Origin of the sequence: Streptomyces sp. UW30, assembly GCF_008042075.1 — a bacterium.
In the GTDB taxonomy this organism is placed as follows: domain Bacteria; phylum Actinomycetota; class Actinomycetes; order Streptomycetales; family Streptomycetaceae; genus Streptomyces.
Window position 1 is genome coordinate 1 of sequence record NZ_RDBN01000023.1, and the last position, 20,343, is coordinate 20,343.

Sequence of the window (20,343 nt, forward strand, 5' to 3'; positions counted from 1 at the left end):
GTCGTAGACCAGGGTGGCCGGCAGCTGGAGTCCGGTGCCGGCGGACAGGCGTCTGCCCAGCTCGACGGCGGTGAGCGAGTCCATGCCGAGCCTGCCGAACTCGTGGTCGGGGTCGATCTCGTCGCGCGGCTCACCGCCCTCGGCCCGGACGAGCGCAAACGGCATCTGCTGGAGCTGGTGCGCACCGAGACGGCCGTCGTGCTCGGCCATCGCCGCGGCGACGAGATCGACCCCGACCACGAGTTCGGCAGGCTCGGCATGGACTCGCTCACCGCCGTCGAGCTGGGCAGACGCCTGTCCGCCGGCACCGGACTCCAGCTGCCGGCCACCCTGGTCTACGACTACCCGAGCCCCCGCCGGCTCGCCGCCCACCTCCTCACCGAACTGCTCGACGACGGCGCGGCCGACGGGATCGCCGAACCGTCCACGCGCCCGGTCGCCCAGGACGAGCCGCTGGCCATCGTCGGCATGGCCTGCCGCTTCCCCGGCGACGTCAGCACCCCCGAGGAGTTCTGGGAGCTGATGCTGTCCGGCCGTGACGGCACCGGGCCCTTCCCGGACGACCGCGGCTGGGACCTCGACACTCTGCACGGCGGCGGCCCCGGCGCCAGCGCCACCACCCGCGGCGGATTCCTGTACGACGTCGCCGACTTCGACCCGGGCTTCTTCGGCATCAGCCCGCGCGAGGCCCTCGCGATGGACCCGCAGCAGCGGCTGCTGCTGGAGACGTCGTGGGAGGCGTTCGAGCGCGCCGGTCTCGACCCCGAGTCCCTGCGCGGCAGCCGTACCGGCGTCTTCGTCGGCACCAACGGCCAGGACTACGTCCACCTCGCCACCCGCGCCCGCGAGGACATCGGCGGCCACCTCGGCACCGGCCTCGCCGCCAGCGTGATCTCCGGCCGGCTGGCGTACGTGTTCGGCCTGGAGGGCCCGGCCATGACCGTGGACACGGCCTGCTCCTCCTCCCTCGTGTCGCTGCACCTCGCCGCCCAGGCGCTGCGGGGCGGCGAGTGCGAACTCGCCCTGGCCGGCGGCGTCACCGTGATGACGACCTCGGTCAGCTTCGTCGGCTTCAGCATCCAGGGCGGCCTGGCGACGGACGGCCGCTGCAAGGCGTTCTCCGACGACGCCGACGGCACCGTGTGGTCCGAAGGCATCGGCATGCTGGTCGTCGAGCGGCTGTCGGACGCCGAACGCAAGGGGCACGAGGTCCTCGCGGTCCTCCGGGGCTCGGCCGTCAACCAGGATGGCGCCTCCAACGGGCTCAGCGCCCCCAACGGCCCCTCCCAGCAGCGCGTCATCCGCCAGGCCCTCGCGAGCGCCCGCCTCACCCCGGCCGACGTCGACGCCGTGGAGGCACACGGCACCGGCACCCGGCTCGGCGACCCGATCGAGGCCCAGGCGCTGCTCGCCACCTACGGCCGCGACCGCGAACGGCCCCTGCTGCTCGGCTCGGTGAAGACCAACATCGGTCACACCCAGGCCGCCGCCGGAGTCGCCGGCGTCATCAAGTCGGTGCTCGCGCTGCGCCACGGCCGGCTGCCCCGCACCCTGCACGCCGACACCCCCTCCAGCCGTATCGACTGGTCCTCGGGCGCGCTGTCCCTCCTCACCGACACCACCGAGTGGCCCGAGACGGGCAGGCCGCCCCGCATCGCCGTGTCCGCGTTCGGGATCAGCGGCACCAACGCGCACGTCATCATCGAGGGCCCGCCCGCGCCGGAGCCGGACACGCCCCCTGTGACACCCGCCCTCGCGCCGTGGCCGGTGTCCGCCCGCACCGAGGAAGCCCTCGACGCCCGGATCGGCGCGCTGACCGACTGGGCGCGCGGCCGCGACCCGCGCGACGTGGGCCGTTCTCTCGCCGCCCGCTCGCACTTCGCCCACCGCTCGGTGCTCCTCGCCGACGGCGAGGCCGTGCGCGGCACCGCCGCCGAACGCCGCCCGGCCCTGGTGTTCTCCGGGCAGGGCGCACAACGCCTGGGCATGGGCAGGGAGTTGTACGGCCGTTTCCCGGTGTTCGCCGACGCCTTCGACGAGGTGCTCGGCCACCTCCCGCCCGGACTGCGGGACATCGTCTGGGGCGACGACCCCGACGCACTGCGCCGCACCGAGCACGCCCAGCCCGCCCTGTTCGCCCTCCAGGTCGCCCTGTACCGCCTCGTCGTGTCCCTGGGCGTCACGCCGCAGTACGTCACCGGACACTCGGTCGGCGAGATCGCCGCCGCCCATGTCGCGGGCATCCTCACCCTCGACGACGCCTGCGCCCTGGTCGCCGCCCGCGCCCGGTTGATGGGCGAACTGCCGCCCGGCGGCGTCATGGTGGCCGTCGCCGCCGCCGAGGACGAGGTGCTGCCCCTCCTCACCGGCGAGGTCGCCATCGGCGCCGTCAACGGCCCCGCCGCGCTGGTGCTGTCCGGTGCCGAGCCCGCCGTCGAGGCCGTCCTCGCCCGGCTCGGCGACCGCCGCACCCGCAAGCTGGAGGTGTCCCACGCCTTCCACTCCCCGCTGATGGACCCGATGCTCGACGACTTCCGGGCCGTCACCGCCACCCTGACCCACCACCGGCCCCGCATCCCGTTCGTGTCCGCGACAACCGGCGCCACAGCCGGCGACGACCTCGCCACGCCCGCATACTGGGTCCGCCACCTGCGCGAACCGGTTCGCTTCGCCGACGCCGTCCGCACGCTCACAGGCACCGGCGCCGACGCGTTCCTGGAGATCGGCCCCGACGGCGGCCTCACCTCCCTCGTCGCCGACCTCGCGCCGGACGCCGCCGTCGCCGCACCGCTGCTGCGCCGCGACCGCCCCGAGGAGGCGTCGGCGGTGACCGCGCTCGCCGCCCTGCACGTCGAAGGCGTCACGGTCGATTGGACCGCCCTGTACACGGGCACGGGCGCCCGGCGCCTGCCCGACCTGCCGACCTATCCGTTCCAGCGCCGCCGGCTGTGGCCCACCGCCTCCCTGCGCTCCGCCGACGCGACCGGACTCGGCCTCGCCGCCACCGACCACCCCCTGCTGGGCGCCGCACTGCGGGTCGCCGGGGCCGGGGACCTGGTGCTCACCGGCACCCTGTCGCGCACCCTGCACCCCTGGCTGGACGGCTCGGCCGTGGACGGCGCGGTCCGGCTACCCGGCGCCGCCCTGGTGGAGGCAGCCGTACGCGCCGGAGACCAGGTCGACACGCCCCACGTCGCCGAACTCGCCCTCACCGAGCCGGTGACCGTGCCCGACCAGGGCGCCCTTCAACTCCAGCTCCGTATCGGCGCCCCCGGCGACGACGGCGGCCGGCCGGTGTGGTGCCACACCCGGCCCGCCCACGAACCCGACGCCGACTGGACCGGGCACGCCCACGGCCGGCTCACCGCCGAGCCACCGGCCCCGGCACCCGACACCACCCGGTTCGCCTCCTGCCAGTGGCCCCCGCCCGACGCCACCGAACTCGCCCTGGACGACCTGTACGACCGACTCGCCGACGCCGGTGTGACCTACGGCCACGCCGCCCGCGCCCTGCGCGCCGCCTGGCGGCACGGCGACCACCTGTACGCCGAGATCGCGCTGCCCAAGGAGACCGGCGAACACGCCGGGTTCGGACTCCACCCGGTGCTCCTCGACGCCGCCCTGCATGCCGCGCACCTCGTCACCGCGGCCGATCAGGCCGAGCCCGAGCGGCTGCTCGCCGCCGAGTGGCGCGAGGTCTCCCTGCACGCCGTGTCCGCCACCGAGCTGCGGATACGGCTGACCGGCAGCGGCGACACCCGCGACCTCGTCGCCGCCGACCCCTCCGGCGCGCCCGTCCTCACCGCCCGCGCCATCGTCCTGCGCCCGGCGCAGCGCCGAGCCGACGCCCCCGCCGCCGGACCCGACCTGCGCACCTCCCTGTTCCGCCTGGACTGGGAGGAGCGGCCCGCCGCGGCCACCCCCACCGAGCCGGCCCCCTGGTACGTCCTCGCGACCGACGGCACCGACCCGGCCCTCGGCCTCGGCGCGCTCGCGGAACCAGTGAAGTCCCTAGCCGAACTGCGAGAAAGTGACGACGCGCCGGTGCGGCTGCTCGCCGTCCCGCTCACGGGCCACCCCGACGACACCGCCGGAGCGGTCCACGAACTGACGCACCGCGCACTGACGCTGATGCAGGAGTTCCTCGCCGAGGACCGGTTCGCCCGCACCCGCGCGGTGTTCGTCACCCGCGGCGCGGTCGCACCGCACGGCGGCGACGTCACCGACCCGGCCGCCGCGGCGGTCTGGGGCCTGGTGCGGTCCGCCCAGATGGAACACCCCGGCCGGTTCCTCCTCGTCGACGTCGACGGCGGCACGTCCTCGGCGGCCGTGCTGCCCGCCCTGCCGGACACGGACGAGGAGCAGTTCATGGTGCGCGACGGATGCCTGCGCGTGGCGCGGCTCGCCCGCGTGCCCGACGCCGCCGCCACGACCGACGCCGGTCCGGCCCGCTGGCGCACCGACGGCACCGTGCTCATCACCGGCGGCACCGGCGGCCTGGCCCGCATCCTCGCCCGGCACCTGGTCACCGCCCACGGCATGCGCCACCTGCTGCTGGCCGGCCGGCGCGGCCCCGACGCCCCCGGCGCCGCCGAACTGCGCGCGGAGCTCGAAGCCCACGGCGCCCGCGTCACATTGGCCGCCGCCGACGTCGCCGACCCGGACGACGTGGCCGCCCTGGTCGCCGGCATCCCGTCCGAGCACCCGCTCACCGCCGTCGTGCACACCGCCGGCATCCTCGACGACGGCGTCCTGGACGCCCTCACCCCCGACCGCTTCGACGCCGTCCTGCGCCCCAAGGCCGACGCCGCCTGGCATCTGCACCGGGCCACGGGCCATCTGGACCTGGACGCGTTCGTCACCTACTCGTCCACCGCAGGTGTCGTCGGCAGCCCCGGCCAGGCCAACTATGCCGCCGCCAACGCCTTCCTCGACGCCCTCGCCCAGCACCGCGCCGCGACCGGACGGCCCGGCCACTCGCTGGCCTGGGGCCCCTGGGCGCACAGCTCCGGCATGACGGGCGGGCTCAGCGAGGACCACATCCGGCGCATGAACCGCTCCGGCACCCCGCCCCTCGAACCCGAACTGGGACTCGCCCTGTTCGACGCGGCCACCGCCCGCGCCGACGCCCGCCCCGTGCTGATGCGCACCGCCGCCCGCACCGGCGCGGCGCTGCCCTTCGCCGGACCGGTGCCCCCCGTCCTGCGCGGGCTGATCGGCGGACGACGCACCGCCGCCGGCCGCAATCGCGCCGCCGAACTCGCCGCCCGCCTCGACGGACTGCGCCCCCAGGACCGCGCCCGGCACCTCACCGACCTGGTGCGCACCGAGGCCGCGACCGTGCTCGGCCACGACACACCCGAACAGATCGGCGCCGAGGACGAGTTCGCCGCCCTCGGCTTCGACTCCCTGACCTCCGTGGAGATGCGCAACCGGCTCGGCACCGTCACCGGCCTGCGCATCCCCGCCACCCTCGTCTTCGACCACCCCACCCCGCTGGCCGTCGCCGAGCACCTCGCCCGGCGACTCGGCCGCGGCCCGACAGCACCGGCCGACGCACTGCACGCCGAACTCGACCGCTTGGACACGGCCCTGGCGGGCGCGCTCGACGCCGACGGCCTCGACCCCGCCGCCCGGACCGGCACCGCCGCCCGACTGCGGGCCCTGCTCGCCCGGATCACCGACGACGGCGGCGAACGGCAGGGCCCGGACGACGACGTGCGCAAGCGCCTCGACGCCGCCGGCGCCGACGACCTCATCGCCTTCATCGACAGCGAGATCGGCCGACCCACCGACCGCTGAACCGGTCACATCTCCCACCGGTCTCCCACCGAGGAAAGGGCATTGACCATGCCGGACGAAGCAAAACTCGTCGAGTACCTCAGGTACGTCACCGCCGACCTGCACGAGACCCGGCGGCGTCTCGACGAGGCCGAGTCGGGGCGCCACGAGCCGGTCGCCGTGGTCGGCATGGCCTGCCGTTTCCCCGGCGGGGTGCGGACGCCGGAGCAGCTGTGGGAGCTGGTCGCCTCCGGCACCGACGCCATCACCGCGTTCCCCGGGGACCGCGGCTGGGACCTCCAGGGCCGCGGCGGTTTCCTGGACGACGCCGGTGGCTTCGACGCGGGCTTCTTCGGCATCAGCCCGCGTGAGGCCCTCGCGATGGACCCGCAGCAGCGGCTGCTGCTGGAGACGACGTGGGAGGCGTTCGAGCGGACCGGCATCGACCCGCAGAGCCTGCGCGGCAGCCGGACCGGCGTCTTCGTCGGCACCAACGGCCAGGACTACGTCCGCCTCGTGCACACCGCGAAGGACGACCTGTCCGGGCACGCCGGAACGGGCCTCGCCGCCAGCGTGATCTCCGGCCGCGTCGCCTACGTCCTCGGTCTGGTCGGCCCGGCGGTCACCGTGGACACGGCGTGCTCGTCGTCGCTGGTGTCGCTGCATCTGGCGGCGCAGGCGCTGCGCAGCGGCGAGTGCTCCCTCGCCCTGGCCGGCGGCGTCACCGTGATGACGACCCCGGCCGCCTTCGCCGGCTTCGACGTCCAGGGCGGCCTCGCGTCCGACGGCCGCTGCAAGGCGTTCTCCGACGACGCCGACGGCACCACCTGGTCGGAGGGCATCGGCGTCGTCGTACTGGAGAAACTCTCCGACGCGATACGCAACGGCCGCCGCATCCTGGCCGTCGTGAAGGGCTCCGCGGTCAACCAGGACGGTGCGTCCAATGGGTTGACGGCGCCGAACGGTCCGTCGCAGCAGCGGGTGATCCGGCAGGCGTTGGCGTCGGCGGGGCTGAAGCCCGCCGAGGTGGACGCGGTCGAGGCGCATGGCACCGGCACTCGACTCGGGGACCCGATCGAGGCGCAGGCGCTGCTGGCGACCTATGGTCAGGACCGTGAACGGCCCCTGCTGCTGGGCTCGGTGAAGTCCAACATCGGGCACACCCAGGCCGCCGCCGGAGCCGCCGGACTCATCAAGGCCGTCATGGCCCTACGGCACGGAGTCCTGCCGCCCACCCCCCTGCGGCCAGGACCGCTCCTCCCGCAGCAACTCCACCGCACCCGTCGACCAGTCCACGTGCGAGGACGGCTCATCGACGTGCAACGTGCGGGGCAAAGTCTCCTCCCGCAGCGCCATGACCATCTTCACCACGCTCGCCACACCGGCCGCCGCCTGCGCATGCCCGATGTTCGACTTGATCGAGCCGAGCCACAACGGATCCTCGTCGGTGCGCGCCTGACCGTACGTCGCGAGCAGCGCCTGCGCCTCGATCGGGTCACCCAGCCGGGTGCCCGTGCCATGCGCCTCGACCGCATCCACCTCGGAGGCGTCGACTGCCGCGGCGGCCAACGCCTGCCGGATGACGCGCTGCTGCGAGGGGCCGTTCGGAGCGGTTGTCTGATGCCCGGCGCAACAACCATCCGGTGCTGGCGGTRGTGCGGGGCAGTGCGGTCAATCAGGACGGTGCGTCCAATGGGCTGACCGCTCCGAACGGCCCCTCGCAGCAGCGGGTGATCCGGCAGGCGTTGACCGCCGCGGGAGTCGACGCCTCTGAGGTGGATGCGGTCGAGGCGCATGGCACGGGCACCCGGCTGGGTGATCCGATCGAGGCGCAGGCGTTGCTGGCGACGTATGGCCAGGCGCGTGCCGACGAGGAGCCGTTGTGGCTCGGCTCGATCAAGTCGAACATCGGGCATGCCCAGGCGGCGGCCGGTGTGGCGAGCGTGGTGAAGATGGTGATGGCGCTGCGGGAGGAGACCTTGCCCCGCACGTTGCACGTCGATGAGCCGTCCTCGCACGTGGACTGGTCGGCGGGTGCGGTGGAGTTGCTGCGGGAGGAGCGGTCCTGGCCGCAGGGTGAGCGTCCGCGCCGTGCGGGTGTGTCGTCCTTCGGCATCAGCGGCACGAACGCCCACGTCATCCTCGAAGAAGCCCCGACGACCCCTTCTCCCCGCAAGCCCGAATCTGCAGCCGACCTTCCGGTGACTCCGTGGGTCGTATCGGCCCGCACGGCTGATGCCCTGCGCGCCGCAACGGGACGGCTGGCGGCGCACGTTGAGGCCGTTGACCTCGACCCGGTGGCGGTCGGGTTGTCCCTGGCGACGACGCGTGCGGCTCTGGAGCACCGGGCGGTGGTTCTGGGGCGTGAGGCTGACGCGTTGCGGTCGGGGCTCGCCGGGCCTGCGGTGACGGGTGTCGTCACGGAGGGTCGTACGGCGTGGATGTTCACGGGGCAGGGCAGCCAGCGGCTCGGTATGGGGCGTGAACTGCATGCCGTCTATCCGCAGTTCGCCCGTGCCTTCGACGAGACTGCTGGGTTGCTGGAGGCCGAGCTGGCCGGTGCGGACGGGTTCCCGCTTCCGCTGCGCGATGTGCTGTTCGCGGAGGACGGCTCCGAAGCCGCCGCCCTCCTCGACCGCACCGGCTATGCACAGGCAGCCCTGTTCGCGGTCCAGGTCGCGTCGGTGGAGTTGCTGCGTTCATGGGGCACGCTGCCGGACGTCGTGCTGGGTCATTCCATCGGCGAATACGCGGCTGCCTTCACGGCCGGTGTCTTCGAACTCCCCGACGCGGTACGGCTGGTGGCGGCCCGGGCGCGGCTGATGCAGGCCCTGCCGGAGGGCGGTGCGATGGCCGCCGTGGAGGCGGACGAGGCTGAGCTCGCCGACCTGCTGACCACCGACGACGTGTCGATCGCCGCCGTCAATGGACCGGCCGCCGTGGTCGTTTCCGGCACAGAGGACGGCGTCGAGTGGGTCATGGCGGCCGTGCGTGAACGCGGTCGCCGGGTCACCCGCCTGCGCGTGTCGCACGCCTTCCACTCCCCGCTCATGGAGCCGATGCTCGACGAGTTCACCGCGGTCGCCGAGCAGATCACCTACCGTCCCCCCGTAGTCGCGGCGGCTTCGTCGGTCACCGGTGAGACCGTCGGCGAGTCCGACTGGACCACCCCCTCCTACTGGGTCCAGCAGGTGCGCCGTCCCGTCCTCTTCCGCGACGCCCTGGCCACCGCCACCGGATCGCTGTCCGCCGGACGGTTGCTGGAGATCGGTCCCGACCCGGTGCTGAGCGGGCTGGTCGACCCGGCGGCCGCGCCGTCCTTCTCCGTGCTGCGCAAGGGGCGCCCGGAGGCCGAGACGCTGCTCACGGCAGTGGCCGAGCTGTTCGTCCGGGGTACTCGTGTCGACTGGGCGGCCCTGTTCGAGGGCAGCGGTGCGCGCCGTGTGCCGCTGCCGACGTACGCCTTCCAGCGGCAGCGGTACTGGCTGGAGCCGGCCCGCTCCGCCGCTGATGCGCGCGGGCTCGGTCTCGTCGCCGCCGAACATCCGCTGCTCGGCGCGGCCGTCACCGTGGCCGGTTCCGAGACGCTGCTGCTCACGTCCCGCCTGTCGGTCCGTACGCATCCGTGGCTCGCCGATCATGTCGTGGCCGGCACTGTCGTCGTACCGGGCACGGCGTTCGTCGAACTCGCCCTCCAGGCCGGCGACCGCGCCGACTGCGGACGTCTGGCCGAACTCACCCTTCAGGCGCCGCTCGTCCTGCCGCCCGACGGAGCCGTCACGGTCCAGATCACCGTCGAGCTCCCGGCGATGGACGGCGGGGAAGCCAGGGCCCTGCACGTGTACGCCCGGCCCGACGACGCGGGTCCCGACCAGCCGTGGACCCTGCACGCCACCGGCGTCGTCGACGACGCGGCCGTCACCCCTTCGGCGGCACCCGAACTGCGCACCTGGCCGCCCGCCGGGGCCCGGGAACTCGCCCTCGACGGCCTCTACGAGCGGCTCCACGAGGCCGGCCTCTCCTACGGGCCCACCTTCCGCGGCCTGGCCCGCGCCTGGGCCTCCGGCGACGACCTGCTCGTCGAAGCGGCCCTGCCCGGGCCGGCCACCGGCGAGGCGACGGCCTTCGGGCTCCACCCGGCGCTCCTCGACACCGTGCTGCACGCCCTCGCCCTGCGCGCAGGCGAGGAGCAGGGGGCACTGCTGCCGTTCCTGTGGTCGGGCGCGTCCTTCCACACCGTCGGCACGAGCGTCGTACGGGCCCGGCTCACCCAGCGCGCACCCGACACGTACACGCTGCATGTCGCCGACGCGGCGGGCGCCCCCGTCGCCGTGGTCGACTCGCTGGTACTGCGTCCCGTCTCCGCGGCCGACCTGGCTCGGGCGGCCACCGGCCCGGACGACCTGTTCCGCCTCGACTGGGTACCGGCGCCCGCCGACCGCACCGAGGCCGCCCGCACCGGGCACTGGGCCGTCGTCGGCGACCGCGACACGGCCGAATGGCGCGAGTCCGGCGTGCCCACGAGGCACTACGCCGACCTGGACGCCCTCATCGGCGCCATGGAAGCGGGCGAGCCCGCACCGTCGGCCGTCGGACTGGCCGTCGCGGCCAACTCTGGTGAAGTCCTAAGTCCGATCGCTGATCTCCTGGGTGCCATGCGGACCTGGCTCGCACAAGAGCGATGGGCGGACACGCCCCTGGTGGCACTGACCACCGGTGCGGTCGCCGTGCACCCTGCTTCCGGCACCGGCACCCCGGACCTGTCCGGCGCCGGCGCCTGGGGCCTGGTCCGGTCCGCGATCAGCGAGCACCCGGGCCGCCTCGCCGTCGCCGACGTGGACGGCACCGCGGCCTCTTACCGCACCCTCGCCGCACGGCTCTCCCCCCTCGACGAGCCCCAACTCGCCCTCCGCCAGGGCGATGCTTGGGTACCGCGCCTGGCACGGATGGCCTCCGGAGACGTCCTCGTACCGCCGGCCGTGGCGCCGGGCACGACGTGGCGCGTGGAGGTCGACGGGCAGGGCCGCCTGGACGGTGTGGCGGTGATCACCGAGGACTCGCGGGCGCTGCGGCCCGGTGAGGTGCGGGTTGCTGTGCGGGCCGCGGGTGTGAATTTCCGGGATGTGCTGAATGTGTTGGGGACTTATCCCGGGGATGCGGGTCGGCTGGGGCATGAGGGTGCGGGTGTGGTGGTGGAGGTGGGCTCTGAGGTTGCCGGTCTGGTGGTCGGTGATCGGGTGATGGGCCTGTTGGACGGGTCGTTCGGTCCGCTGGCTGCCACTGATGCCCGGTTGGTTGCCCGGATTCCGGAGGGGTGGTCGTTCGAGCAGGCGGCGTCGGTGCCGATCGTGTTCCTGACTGCCTATTACGCGTTGGTGGAGCTTGCGGGGCTCAGGGAGTGTGAGTCGGTGCTGGTCCATGCCGCGGCTGGTGGTGTGGGTATGGCTGCGGTGCAGTTGGCCCAGCATCTGGGCGCTGATGTGTATGCCACGGCGAGTGAGCCCAAGTGGCCCGTCTTGCGGGGCCTCGGGATCCCCGATGAGCGGATCGCTTCCTCGCGCACGACCGAGTTCGAGAAGCGGTTCCAGCCGGGTGTCGATGTCGTACTGGACGCGCTCGCGGGTGAGTTTGTCGATGCGTCGCTGCGGCTGGTGCGGTCCGGTGGCCGGTTCGTCGAGATGGGCAAGACCGACGTACGCGATCCGGAGAAGGTGGCGGCTGCTCACCCGGGGCTCAGTTATCGGGCATTCGATACGTTCGACGCGGGGCCGGACCTGATCGCGGAGATGTGGGCTGCGCTGCTGGGGTTGTTCGAGCGGGGCGCGCTGCGGCCGGTGACGGTGACGTCGTACGACATCTCCAGGGCGCCGGAGGCGTTGCGTCTGCTGGGGCAGGCCAAGCATGTGGGCAAGGTGGTGCTGCGGGTGCCGTCGCCGTGGAGTGGCGAGGGTGCGGTGCTGATCACCGGTGGGACCGGTGGGCTGGGTGCGGAAGTTGCCCGGCATCTGGTGATCGAGCATGGGGTACGGGACTTGCTTCTCGTCTCCCGGCGTGGTCCCGAGGCTCCGGGCGCTCTCGAACTCGCGGCTGAGCTGCAGGAGTTGGGTGCTGCTCGTGTTCAGGTGCGGGCGTGTGATGTGGCCGACCGTGCGGCGCTGGCCGCCGTGCTCGACGGAGTCGACCTGTCCGGCGTGGTGCACGCGGCGGGTGTCCTGGACGACGGCCTGGTCGCGGGCCTGACTCCGGAGCGGTTGGCCGGTGTGATGGCGGCGAAGGTCGAATCGGCGCTGCATCTGCATGAGTTGACGGCGGATCGTGACCTGTCGGCCTTCGTTCTCTTCTCCTCGTTCGCGGGTGTCGTGGGCAACGCCGGTCAGGCCGCCTACTCCGCCGCGAACAACGTCCTCGACGCCCTCGCCATCACCCGCCGTACCCAGGGACTTCCGGCCGTGTCGCTGGCCTGGGGTATGTGGGAGGCCGGTATGGGTGGCCGGTTGCCGCAGGCGGACGTGGCGCGGTTGCGGCGTGGTGGACTGCCGCCGTTGGCCGCGGGTGAGGCGTTGGCGTTGCTGGATGCCGCGCTCGTCGTGAACGAGCCGAACGCCGTCCCCGTCGCCCTGCGCACCTCGGCGCTCTCGGGCACTCAAGTGCCGTTTGTACTGCGGGACTTGGTGCCGACGACCGGACGGCGCTGGGAGACGGCCGCGTCGGGCGCGGCTGCCGCTGGTGGTGGCCTCGTGGAGCGGCTGCGTGGGCTCGGCTCGGTGGAGCGGGACCGTGTGCTGCTGGACGCGGTGCTGGCCGAGGTGGCCGGCGTGCTGGGGCATGCCTCGGCCGGATCCGTCGACGCGTCACGGGCGTTCAAGGAGCTGGGCTTCGACTCGCTCACGGCCGTGGATCTCCGCAACCGGCTTAACGGCGTGACCGGGTTGCAGCTGCCCGCCACCCTCATCTTCGACCACCCCACCATCCTGTCCCTGCGCGACCACCTCGGCGCGGAACTCGCCCCCGCGGACGACGGTGACACCGCATTCCTCATGGGCGAGCTGGACAAGCTCCGCACGGTGCTCGTCGAGACCGCGCCGGCCGCGGACGACGATGTGCGCGCGGCGATCGGCGACCGGCTCCAGCAACTGCTCGCCACGTGGTCGGCGGGCGCTGTCGGAGGCGGCGGAGAGGACGCGGACCAGGGCAACCGCGTCGCAATCGACGACGCCACCGACGACGAGCTCTTCGCGCTGCTCGACGACAAGCCCTGGGTTGCCGAATGACGGCCCCGTCCAGGCGACCAGGTGCCACGCCGAGCCGCCTGACCTGGCGCCATGCCAAGTCCAAGTCCAAGTCCAAGTCCACGTCCAAGTCCCCTGACGTGGCACCACTCCAAGCCCCTGACCCACCGCCGCTCCAAGCCCCCTGATTCGGCTCTCCGCGCTCTTTCGAAGGACAAGGAACAGATGGCGAACGAGGAAAAGCTCCGCGAATACCTCAAGCGTGCGATCGCCGACGCCCAGGACGCCCACCTTCGCCTGCGTGAGGCCGAGGCGAAGGACCACGAGCCGATCGCCATCGTCGGGATGGGCTGCCGCTACCCCGGCGCAGTCGCCTCGCCGGAGGACCTGTGGGGCCTGGTGAGCGGCGGCGGGGACGGCATCACGCAGTTCCCCACCGACCGCGGCTGGGACCTGGACGCCCTGTTCGCCGCCGACGCGGAGCGCGCGGCCGGTACCTCCGCCACCCGGGAGGGCGGCTTCCTGCACGAGGCCGCGGAGTTCGACGCGGAGGCGTTCGGGATCTCCCCGCGCGAGGCGCTGGCGATGGACCCGCAGCAGCGGCTGCTGCTGGAGACCTCGTGGGAGGCCCTGGAGCGCGCCGGCATCGACCCACTGTCCCTGCGCGGCTCGGCGACCGGCGTCTTCGCCGGGCTGATGTACCACGACTACGCCTCCCGCCTTCAGGAGGTGCCGAAGGACGTCGCCGGGTTCCTCGCCAACGGCAACGCCGGCAGCGTCTTCTCCGGGCGCATCGCCTACGTCTTCGGCTTCGAGGGCCCCGCCGTCACCATCGACACCGCCTGCTCCTCGTCCCTCGTCGCCCTGCACCTCGCCTGCCAGTCGCTGCGCTCCGGAGAGTGCGCGACCGCGCTCGCGGGCGGTGTGACGGTGATGGCCGCGCCGACGACGTTCGTCGAGTTCTCCCGGCAGGGCGGACTCGCCGGGGACGGCAGGTGCAAGGCATTCGCCGACGACGCCGACGGCACCGGCTGGGCGGAGGGCGCCGGCGTCCTCGTCCTGGAGCGCCTCTCCGACGCCCGGCGCCTCGGCCACCCGGTCCTCGCCGTGATCCGGGGCAGCGCCGTCAACCAGGACGGCGCGTCCAACGGCCTCAGCGCGCCCAACGGCCCCGCACAGCAGCGCGTCATCCGCCGCGCCCTGGAAGCCGCCCGGCTCACCACCGCCGACGTGGACGCCGTCGAGGCGCACGGCACCGGCACCAGGCTCGGCGACCCCATCGAGGCGCAGGCCCTGCTCGCCACCTACGGCAAGGGACGGGACGAGAAGAATCCCGTCTGGCTCGGCTCCGTGAAGTCCAACATCGGGCACACCCAGGCGGCGGCCGGCGTGGCCGGGATCATCAAGATGGTCATGGCAATGCGCGCCCGCCATCTGCCGCCGACCCTGCACGCGGACCGGCCCAGCTCCCAAGTCGACTGGTCGGCAGGCGCCGTACGCCTCCTCTCCGAGTCCCGCCCCTGGCCCGACACCGAGCGCCCCCGCAGGGCCGCCGTGTCCTCCTTCGGCATCAGCGGCACCAACGCCCACGTCGTCCTCGAAGAAGTCGCCGAAGCCCTCGAAGGCCCCGAAGTTCTCGAAAGCCCCTCCGAAGCCCGCACCGGCGACGCCGTCCAGGCGCCCCACGGCCTGCCCCACATCCCCTGGGTCCTGACCGCGCGCAGCGCCACCGCCCTGGACGCCCAGGCCGAACGCCTCGCCGCCCATGTCACCGGAACCGACGCCTCGGCCCTCGACATCGGCCACAGCCTGGCCACCGGCCGCGCCGTCCTCGACCACCGGGCCGTCGTCCTCGGCCCCGACCGCGACGCCCTGCGCGCCGCCCTCGACGACGTCACCGCCATCGCCGGCACCGCGACCGCCGTCAAGGGCACGGTCACCGAGGGCCGTACCGCCTGGCTGTTCACCGGCCAGGGCAGCCAGCGCCCCGGCATGGGCCGCGAACTGCACGCCGCGCATCCCGCGTACGCCCGCGCCTTCGACGAGATCTGCGCCCTGCTGGACGCCGAACTCGCCGACGCCCCCGGCTTCGACGTGCCCGTGCGCGACGTGTGCCTCGCCGAGCCCGGCACACCCAAGGCCGCGCTCCTGGACCGCACCGGCTACGCCCAGACGGCCATCTTCGCCGTCGAAGCCGCCCTCGTCGCCCTGCTGCGAAGCTGGGGCGCCGAACCCGACGTCGTCATCGGCCACTCCATCGGCGAGATCGTCGCCGCCCACGCCGCAGGCGCCCTCGAACTCCCCGACGCCGTACGGCTGGTGGCGGCCCGCGCCCGGCTGATGCAGGCGCTCCCGGACGGCGGCGCGATGGCCGCGATCGAGGCCGACGAGACCGAGGCCACCGCACTCCTCGCGCCGGGCGCCGTCATCGCCGCCGTCAACGGACCGCGCGCCGTCGTCGTCTCCGGCACCGAGCAGGCCGTCGTGCGGGTCATGGAAGCCGCCCGCGAACGCGAACTGCGCGTCAACCGCCTGCGCGTCAGCCACGCCTTCCACTCCCCGCTCATGGCCCCCATGACCGACGAGTTCGCCGAGACCGTCGCGGACATCGGCCACCGCCGCCCGATCGTCCCCGCCGTCAGCACCCTCACCGGACGGGCCGCCGACGGCGACGACTGGGCGAGCCCCGGCTACTGGGTACGACAGGTCCGCGACGCCGTACGCTTCCACGCCGCCGTCCGCACCGCCACCACCGAACTCGGCGTCACCCGCTTCCTGGAGATCGGCGCGGACCCCGTCCTCACCGGCCTGGTCCAGAGCGCCGACCCCGACACCACCGCCGTGGCCACCCTGCGCGAGGGCCGCGACGAGAGCGCCTCGGTGCTGACCGCCATCGCCGAGATGTTCGTACGGGGCGCCGCCGCAGACTGGGCCGCGGTGTTCACCGGCACCGGCGCCCGCCGCACCGACCTGCCCACCTACGCCTTCCAGCACCACCGCTACTGGCTCGACGCCACCCGGCCCGCGACCGACGCCCGCGGCCTCGGCCTCGGTGTCGCCGGGCACCCGCTGCTGGGTGCCGCCGTCGCCGTGGCCGGCTCGGACAACGTCCTGCTCACCGCACGCCTGTCCGTCGCCACGACGCCTTGGCTGGCCGACCACCTGGTCGGCGGACTCGCCGTCGTCCCCGGCACCGCCCTCGTCGAACTCGCCGTCCAGGCAGGCCTGCGCGTCAACTGCGACCGCCTCGACGAACTCACCCTCCAGGCCCCGCTGGTCCTCCCCGAGCAGGGCGCCGCCCAGGTCCAGGTCGTCATCGACGCCGCCACCGATGACGACCGCCGCACCGTGCGCCTCTACTCCCGCGCCGAGGACGCCGACGTCGAACAGGCCTGGACCCTGCACGCCACCGGCACGGTCAGCGACAGCGCCCGCGCCACGACCGACGGCCCCTGGAACCTGCGCGCCTGGCCGCCCGCCGACGCCGAACCCGCCGACCTCGCCGCCCTCTACGACCGCCTCACCGACGTCGGCCTCCAGTACGGCCCCGCCTTCCGCGGCATCACCCGAGTCTGGCGGGCCACCGACGACTGGTTCGTCGAGGCCACCCTCCCCGAACCCGTCGCCGACGACGCCGCCTCCTTCGGCCTCCACCCCGCCCTCCTCGACACCGTCCTGCACGCCCTCGCCCTGCGCGGCGGCGACGACGACCGGACCGCACTCCTGCCGTTCCTGTGGTCCGGCGTCACGCTCACAGCGGTCGGCGCCTCGTCGGTCCGGGCCCGGCTGCGCATGCGCGGCGAGGGCGAGATCGGCCTGCGGATCGCCGACGCTGCCGGCGAGCCCGTCGCCACGGTCGACTCCCTCCTGCTGCGCCCTGTCTCGACCACGGAACTCGCCGCCCAGCGGACGCCGCAGGGCCCCGAGCACCTGTACCGCGTGGAGTGGTCCGCCGGCGACACGATCACCGCTGATGGCCGGACGACCGACATCGCCGACATCGCCGACATCGCTGTCATCGGCGACTCGCGGCACGGTCTCGACGCCGCTGCGATCCACCCCGACCTGGACGCCCTGCTCACCGCCCTCGACGCCGGGGTCGACACCCCGCGCCGAGTCCTGCTGCCCATCGCCGACGGACCCGTCGCGGACGTTCTCGCCGGGACGCTGACCGTGGTGCAACAGTGGCTCGCCGAGCCGAAGTTCGCCGACTCCCGCCTGGTGATCATGACCGCGGGCGGCGTCGCCGTGACACCGCAGGAGACCCCCGCCCCGACCGCCGCCGGCGTCTGGGGCCTGCTCCGCTCCGCCATGAACGAGAACCCGGGCCGCTTCACCCTCGTCGACATCGACGACGACCAGCTGGCCACCGCCGCCCAGCTCACCGACGACACGGACCAAGTCGCCCTCCGGGACGGCCGGGTGTGGGTTCCGCGGATGGTGCGGATGGCGTCGGGCGGGGTGTTGGTGCCGCCGGTGGGTGTGGGCGTCGATTGGCGTATGGATGTGGTGGCTCAGGGCCGGCTGGATGGTGTGGCGTTGGTTCCTGAGGAGCCGCGTGCGTTGCGGGCCGGTGAGGTGCGGGTCGCGGTGCGGGCCGCCGGGGTCAACTTCCGTGACGTACTGAACGTCCTCGGGATGTATCCGGGAGACGCCGGCCGGCTCGGGCACGAGGGTGCGGGTGTGGTGGTCGAGGTCGCGCCGGACGTGACGGGACTTGCCGTCGGTGACCGGGTGATGGGTCTGCTGGACGGGGCGTTCGGCCCGATGGCTGCCACCGATGCGCGGTTGCTGGCGCGGGTGCCGGAGGGATGGTCGTTCGAGCAGGCGGCGTCCGTCCCGATCGTGTTCCTGACGGCCTACTACGCCCTGATCGACCTGGCTGGTCTGGAGGCGGGGGAGTCGGTGCTGATCCACTCCGCTGCTGGTGGTGTGGGCATGGCGGCCGTACAACTCGCCCAGCACTTGGGCGGAGAGGTGTATGGCACGGCGAGTGAGCCGAAGTGGCCGGTGGTGCGTGAGCTGGGGGTTCCAGGGGAGCGGATCGCTTCGTCGCGGACGACCGAGTTCGAGGAGCGGTTCCGGTCGGGTGTGGATGTGGTGCTGGACTCGCTTGCGGGTGAGTTCGTGGATGCCTCGTTGCGGCTCGTGCGGCCGGGTGGTCGGTTCGTGGAGATGGGCAAGACCGACATCCGCGATGCCGACGAGGTGCGGGCCGAACATGGGGTGTCGTACCGCTCGTTCGACCTGATGGATGCCGGTCCGGACCGCATCGCCGAGATGTGGACCGCACTGCTGGAGCTGTTCGAGCGGGGCGCTCTGCGGCCGGTGAAGGTGACGTCGTACGACATCTCCAGGGCCCCGGAGGCGTTGCGTCTGCTGGGGCAGGCAAAGCATGTCGGCAAGGTCGTGCTGCGGGTGCCGTCGCCGTGGGGCTCCGACGGGACGGTACTGATCACGGGCGGGACCGGCGGTCTGGGTGCGGAGGTGGCTCGCCATCTGGTGATCGAGCATGGGGTACGGGACTTGCTTCTCGTCTCCCGGCGTGGTCCCGAGGCTCCGGGCGCCCTCGAACTCGCTGCCGAACTTGAGGAGTTGGGTGCGCGCGTCGATGTGCGGGCGTGTGATGTGACCGACCGTGCGGCGCTGGCTGCCGTGCTGGACGGGGTTCGGCTCGGTGCCGTGGTGCATGCGGCCGGTGTTCTTGATGACGGTCTGATCGCCGATCTGTCGGTTGAGCGGGTGGGCAGGGTGGTGGCGGCCAAGGCCGAATCAGCCCTTCTTCTCCATAAGTTGACGGCGGATCGTGACCTGTCCGGCTTCGTGTTGTTCTCGTCGTTCGCGGGTGTCGTGGGCAACGCGGGGCAGGCTGCCTACTCCGCGGCGAACAACATCCTCGACGCCCTCGCCGCCACCCGCCGAGCCCAGGGACTCCCCGCTGTGTCGTTGGCGTGGGGTATGTGGGCGAACGCCGATGGTATGGGCGGCACGCTGGGTGAGGCGGAGCTGGAGCGGATGGCTCGGCAGGGTTTCCCGGCGTTGGAGACGGGCGAGGGGCTGGCCCTGCTCGACGCCGCTCTGCTGGTGAACGAGCCGATCACCGTCCCCGTCGCCCTGCGCACCTCCGCCCTGGCGGCCGTACGCGACAGCCTGCCCGGCATCCTGCAAGGTCTCGTGCCCGCCGCCGACCGCCGACGCCGTGCCGCCGGGCAAGTGGGGGCAGCGGCTGCCACAGGCCTCGCTCGCAAGCTGGCCGAGCTCCAGCCGGCGGAGCAGGATCGCCAGTTGCTGGACCTGGTGCAGAGCCAGGTCGCCGCGGTGCTCGGGCATGCGTCCGCGGGGTCGATCGATGCCTCCCGCGCCTTCAAGGACCTCGGGTTCGACTCGCTGACCGCCGTCGACCTGCGCAACCGCCTCGGCTCCGCGACCGGCATCGCACTCCCGGCCACCCTCGTCTTCGACCACCCGACGCCCACCGCCCTCACCGGCTTCCTCAAGACGCAACTGCTGGGCATGGCGGACACCACGTCCGGCACTGAGGCCGCTGGCGGCCGCACGCGCACGGCTGTTGACGAGCCGGTTGCGATCGTGGGGATGGGGTGTCGTTTCCCGGGTGGTGCGGATTCGGCTCAGGGGTTGTGGGAGCTGGTGGCGGAGGGCCGGGATGGGTTGTCCGGGTTGCCGACGGATCGMGGTTGGGACCCTGTGTTGTTGGAGGGGTTGGCTGCGGTRGGTGGCTTCGTGGATGGTGCGGCGTTGTTCGATGCGGAGTTGTTCGGGATTTCGCCGCGTGAGGCGTTGGCGATGGATCCGCAGCAGCGGTTGTTGTTGGAGACGGCGTGGGAGGCGTTGGAGGACGCGGGGATCGATCCGGKGTCGTTGCGCGGCACGCCGACGGGTGTCTACGCCGGCGTCTCCGGGAGCGGCTACGGCGGGAACATGCAGAGCCCGCAGGGCGAGACCGGTGGCTATCTGCTGACCGGCAGTACGCCGAGTGTGGCGTCGGGGCGTCTGTCGTACGTGTTCGGGCTGGAGGGGCCCGCGGTGTCGGTGGACACGGCTTGCTCGTCGGCCCTGGTCGCCCTTCATRTGGCCTGRCAGGCGRTGCGSTCGGGTGAGTGCGACATGGCCCTGGCGGGCGGTGCCACTGTCATGGCGACGCCGGGCATCTTCTTGGAGTTTGCGCGGCAGGGTGGGTTGGCGGGTGACGGGCGGTGCAAGTCGTTCGCCGAGGGTGCTGATGGGACGGGTTGGGCCGAGGGCGGCGGCATGCTCGTCCTGGAGCGGCTGTCCGACGCCCGCCGCAACAACCATCCGGTGCTGGCGGTGGTGC

The 20,343-nt window shown here is 73.2% G+C and carries 2 protein-coding genes and 4 pseudogenes; 4 read left to right on the forward strand and 2 right to left on the reverse strand.

Annotated elements, in window-relative coordinates:
• Nucleotides 1-210 (reverse strand): acyl carrier protein (locus tag EAO75_RS48540; RefSeq protein WP_410092268.1); only part of this gene is annotated, 210 nt, incomplete at its 3' end.
• Between EAO75_RS48540 and EAO75_RS13535 the strand changes: the two are divergent.
• Both EAO75_RS13535 and EAO75_RS13540 read left to right on the forward strand, forming a co-directional pair.
• Nucleotides 118-5,802 (forward strand): annotated as a pseudogene (locus EAO75_RS13535) (SDR family NAD(P)-dependent oxidoreductase); the annotation flags it as partial. The gene EAO75_RS48540 and the pseudogene EAO75_RS13535 overlap by 93 nt on opposite strands.
• A 93-nt stretch (nt 5,803-5,895) precedes the next feature.
• Nucleotides 5,896-7,017: pseudogene (locus tag EAO75_RS13540) on the forward strand (beta-ketoacyl synthase N-terminal-like domain-containing protein); the annotation flags it as partial.
• Here EAO75_RS13540 and EAO75_RS47260 read toward each other — a convergent pair.
• Nucleotides 7,015-7,410, reverse strand: a pseudogene (locus EAO75_RS47260) (polyketide synthase); the annotation flags it as partial. The pseudogenes EAO75_RS13540 and EAO75_RS47260 sit on opposite strands and share 3 nt — an antisense overlap.
• On the opposite strand from EAO75_RS47260, the pseudogene EAO75_RS47265 reads away from it, so the two are divergent.
• Nucleotides 7,389-13,052: pseudogene (locus tag EAO75_RS47265) on the forward strand (SDR family NAD(P)-dependent oxidoreductase); the annotation flags it as partial. The pseudogenes EAO75_RS47260 and EAO75_RS47265 sit on opposite strands and share 22 nt — an antisense overlap.
• A 183-nt stretch (nt 13,053-13,235) precedes the next feature.
• On the forward strand, nt 13,236-20,343 hold a 7,108-nt coding region (locus tag EAO75_RS47270; protein WP_261989268.1), incomplete at its 3' end, for a type I polyketide synthase.